The organism is Martelella sp. (assembly GCF_984369615.1).
Window position 1 is genome coordinate 1 of sequence record NZ_CFHTCS010000420.1, and the last position, 3,424, is coordinate 3,424.

Below are 3,424 nucleotides of genomic sequence, written 5' to 3' on the forward strand. Positions count from 1 at the left end.
TCTTTTCGGCCTGCGCCTCGAAATGCGCTTCCGCCACGCGCGCGATCGCCATCTGGTTGATGGTTGGCGAATGAAGGTCGGCGGCCTGCTTGGCAAGAACCAGGCGCTTGATGATCGGGGTCGCGGCGCAGACCCAGCCGACGCGAAGACCCGGCGACAGCGTCTTGGAAAAACTGCCGCAATAAAGCGTGCGGGTGTTCTCGATGCCGCCGGAACGTTCGCAATCCATCGCCAGCAGGGTTTTCTGCCGCTCGCCTTCATAGCGCAGCGCCCGGTAGGCGGCGTCCTCGATCACCGCGATATCGAGCGCTTCGGCGATATCGAGCAGCTTCTCGCGCTCCATCTGCGACAGCGATTCGCCGGTCGGATTGGCGAAATCGGCCGAAAGATAGGCGAACTTCACGCGGCTTCCGGCCTTTTCCGCTGCCTGCGCATAGGCTTGCGGTTCGGCATTGCGCGACAGGTCCAGCTTATCGTAACGCGGTTCATAGGCGTTGAAGGCCTGCAGCGCGCCCAGATAGGTCGGCCAGTTGACCAGCGCGGTATCGCCCGGCGAAAGCATCAGCTTGCCGAGATAATCGAGCGCCTGCTGCGAGCCGGATGTGATGAAGATATTCTCCAGATCAGCATCGATGCCACGCGCGCGCATGCGTTTGACGATCCATTCGCGCAGGCGCGGATAGCCCTCGCTCACCGAATATTGCAATGCCTGCCCGGCCTCGGGACCGGCGAGAATATCATTATAGGCCGCCTGGAATTCCGCGGCAGGAAACAGCGCCGGATCCGGAATCCCGCCCGCGAAGGAAATGATGTCGGGCTGGTCGAGAAGCTTCAGAAGTTCGCGGATTTCGGACGCGCCCATGCGTTTGGCGCGCGTCGCGTAGATTTTTTCCCAGTCAAGCATGGGGGTTTCCTCGAAGTCTTTTTTGGTGGCCGTAGATGACCATAGCCGGCCATTTAAGTCAATAATACTGACCTATTTTTCGGCAATAAATCCATGGTTTTTCGCATGGATAGCGTAATTTTACGTCTTCCCGGCCACCCATATGGTAATTTTCTGGCGTTACACTAGCGCAAGCGCCGGCTTTACGCCACCGCAGGGTGCGCGGCAGGGAGCCAGCGGCATGCCGGCACGACAGGAACTCCGGCGCGGCGTTCAGCAGGAGCAGGAACCGGACGAGCACGCGGTGATGCTCTTTCTGGACCGATCTCGACCAGGATTGCAGGCGTGCAGCCTTGGGGCTGATGATCGTCTCGGCCCTTTGCGGTGGCAACCTCACGCAAGCGCAGATTGCTGCCTGGTTTCCTGCCGGGAATGACTAGCTCGGTTCCGGCTTTACATGGAAACGCGCGATCGCTCTATCCGTTTGTTTTGACGCATTCGTGCGGACGTCAGATGTTTTTAATCGGACTGCGAGATGCGCTATGGCGCCCTCGCCTCCTCTTCGGCGGCAGCCAGAATGGCGCGAGCCATCCAGATGACCACCTCCTCGCTTTCGCCGGCATCAAGGTCGCAGACGTCCTTCATCACGACCAGAGTCTCCATACCGGTCAGGAGCGCAAGCGCATTGAGCAAGCGCAGATAAAGCCGTCGCGGCATCTCGCGTGAAAGCGGCGCCAACGCCTCGTCGAGCCATCCGAGCCGCCGCGCGCCGCGACGTCCGCCCTTCTCGACGATCCGGGCAGCGAGGAAGTGGCGAAAGGTCGTCTCGTTGTTCTCAAGCATGACCAGCACCTGCCTGATCACGGATTCCATCCGGGCACGAACATCAAGTGACGGATCGTCCGGAATGCGGATCGCGAGCGCAACCGCATCGAGCGCGATCTCCTGCAGCAGTTCGTCAGGCGTCGAGAAATAGCGATAGGCCGTCGCTCTTGAAATCCCTGCCCGGTCGGCAACGTCCGGGATTGTCAGCGTTACGCCCTCGTCGGAAAGCGCTCGGGCTGCCTTCAGCAGTTCCGCACGGGTTCTCTTCTTCTGGTTGACACGCTCATGACGTTTATCTTGACCGGGCATTAAAGATCCTTTATGAGACAGACATCTCATGACGACACATAGGTATCATAAAACTGAAAGGCAAATCCATGCAATATGATAAGTCGTTCCATAAGCCGCCCTCCACCGTTCACTTTCTTGGAAACCTGCTGACTTTCCGCGCGAGTGCCGGTGACACCGACGGAATATTTTCCGTCGCCGAATGCCTCAGTGCGCCAGGGGCGGGCGCGCCGATGCACCACCAGAAGGACAGCGAGGCCTTCCTGGTGATGGAGGGCGCGGTCGAATTTGTTCTGAATGGCGATGTCCGTCGCTGCGGCAAAGGCGATTTCCTCTATGTACGGCCCGGCGATGTCCACGCCTTCCGCAACGCCGGCCCGACGGTCTCGCGGATCATCATCATCAACCTTCCCGCCGGACCGCATGAGGATTTCTTCCGTGCCGTAGGCGACCCTGTTGCCTCCGAAACCGAGACGTTTCCGGAGATCGCTCCCCCGGACATGCAGAAGCTACTTGCCACGGCGGAGCAGTTCGGCATTCACATTCTTCCGCCGGAAACGGCGGCGCAACAATGAAGCGTCTTGCCTCATCCTGCTTCGTGGTCGCGGCGCTCGCGGGTGTCACGGGCATGACAATGGGCATCGTGATGGCCGCATCGCACGACCACAGCCTTGCGCCCGCACATGCGCATCTCAATCTTCTGGGCTGGGTCTCGATGGCGCTTTACGGGCTCTATTACCATGCCCATCCGCAGGTCGCGGCGCGGTCCATCGCTACCGCACAGGTGGGCCTCGCAGTCCTGTCGGTCGTCCTGCTGATCCCGGGCATCGTGATCGCCAATCTTGGCGGCAGCGAAATTCCGGCCGTTGTCGGCGCTCTGCTCGCGCTGACCTCAATGGTGATATTCCTCGTGATCACCGTCGCCGGCTTCCTCAGGGAGGCCCGACCGGCCTGAAAACGCAAAAAAGCCGGAGAGCGACGCCCTCCGGCTTGTTCATTCATTCGCGATGTTGCGAAAACTCAGTTGCGCTCTTTGTCGACCAGAGCGCCCTTCTTGATCCAGGGCATCATGCCGCGCAGTTTCTCGCCGACTTCCTCGATCTGGTGACGGTCGTTGAGGCGACGGGTGGCCTTGAAGCGGGCGGCGCCCGAATGCCATTCCTGCATCCATTCGGCGGTAAACTTGCCGGTCTGGATGTCCTTCAGGACGCGCTTCATCTCGGCCTTGGTTTCCTCGGTGACGATGCGCGGCCCGGTGACGTATTCGCCCCACTCGGCCGTGTTCGAGATCGAGTAGTTCATGTTGGCGATGCCGCCTTCATATATCAGGTCGACGATCAGCTTCACTTCGTGCAGGCACTCGAAATAGGCCATTTCCGGGGCGTAGCCGCCTTCGACCAGAGTCTCGAAACCGGCGCGGATCAGTTC

General features: G+C 60.1%; 4 protein-coding genes and 1 pseudogene. 2 read left to right on the forward strand and 3 right to left on the reverse strand.

Features of this window, described 5'->3' with window-relative positions; translation table 11 throughout:
* A partial coding sequence (locus tag AC5DC2_RS21470) for an aminotransferase-like domain-containing protein (RefSeq protein ID WP_491699955.1) occupies window positions 1-904 on the reverse strand: 904 nt, incomplete at its 3' end.
* Window positions 905-1,423: 519 nt separating this feature from the next.
* Window positions 1,424-2,017: a TetR/AcrR family transcriptional regulator gene (locus AC5DC2_RS21475; RefSeq protein ID WP_024709489.1), complete on the reverse strand. Its 594-nt coding sequence runs from the start codon at window positions 2,015-2,017 to the stop codon at window positions 1,424-1,426.
* 68 nt (window positions 2,018-2,085) lie between these two features.
* Between AC5DC2_RS21475 and AC5DC2_RS21480 the strand changes: the two genes are divergently transcribed.
* On the forward strand, window positions 2,086-2,571 hold the full coding sequence (locus AC5DC2_RS21480) for a cupin domain-containing protein (protein ID WP_024709490.1): 486 nt from the start codon (window positions 2,086-2,088) through the stop codon (window positions 2,569-2,571).
* The gene (locus tag AC5DC2_RS21485) at window positions 2,568-2,951 is read left to right on the forward strand and encodes a hypothetical protein (protein ID WP_024709491.1); all 384 of its coding nucleotides are present in this window, start codon (window positions 2,568-2,570) and stop codon (window positions 2,949-2,951) included. The genes AC5DC2_RS21480 and AC5DC2_RS21485 overlap by 4 nt, the downstream gene beginning before the upstream one ends.
* Before the next feature lie 65 nt (window positions 2,952-3,016).
* On the opposite strand, the pseudogene AC5DC2_RS21490 reads toward AC5DC2_RS21485, so the two are convergent.
* Window positions 3,017-3,424: pseudogene (locus AC5DC2_RS21490) on the reverse strand (ketol-acid reductoisomerase); the annotation flags it as partial.

Bases quoted from the DNA above. Each gene is read 5' to 3' on its own strand.
- AC5DC2_RS21475 (WP_024709489.1), bottom strand. From the start codon at position 2,017: ATGCCCGGTCAAGATAAACGTCATGAGCGTGTCAACCAGAAGAAGAGA.
- AC5DC2_RS21480 (WP_024709490.1), top strand. From the start codon at position 2,086: ATGCAATATGATAAGTCGTTCCATAAGCCGCCCTCCACCGTTCACTTT.
- AC5DC2_RS21485 (WP_024709491.1), top strand. From the start codon at position 2,568: ATGAAGCGTCTTGCCTCATCCTGCTTCGTGGTCGCGGCGCTCGCGGGT.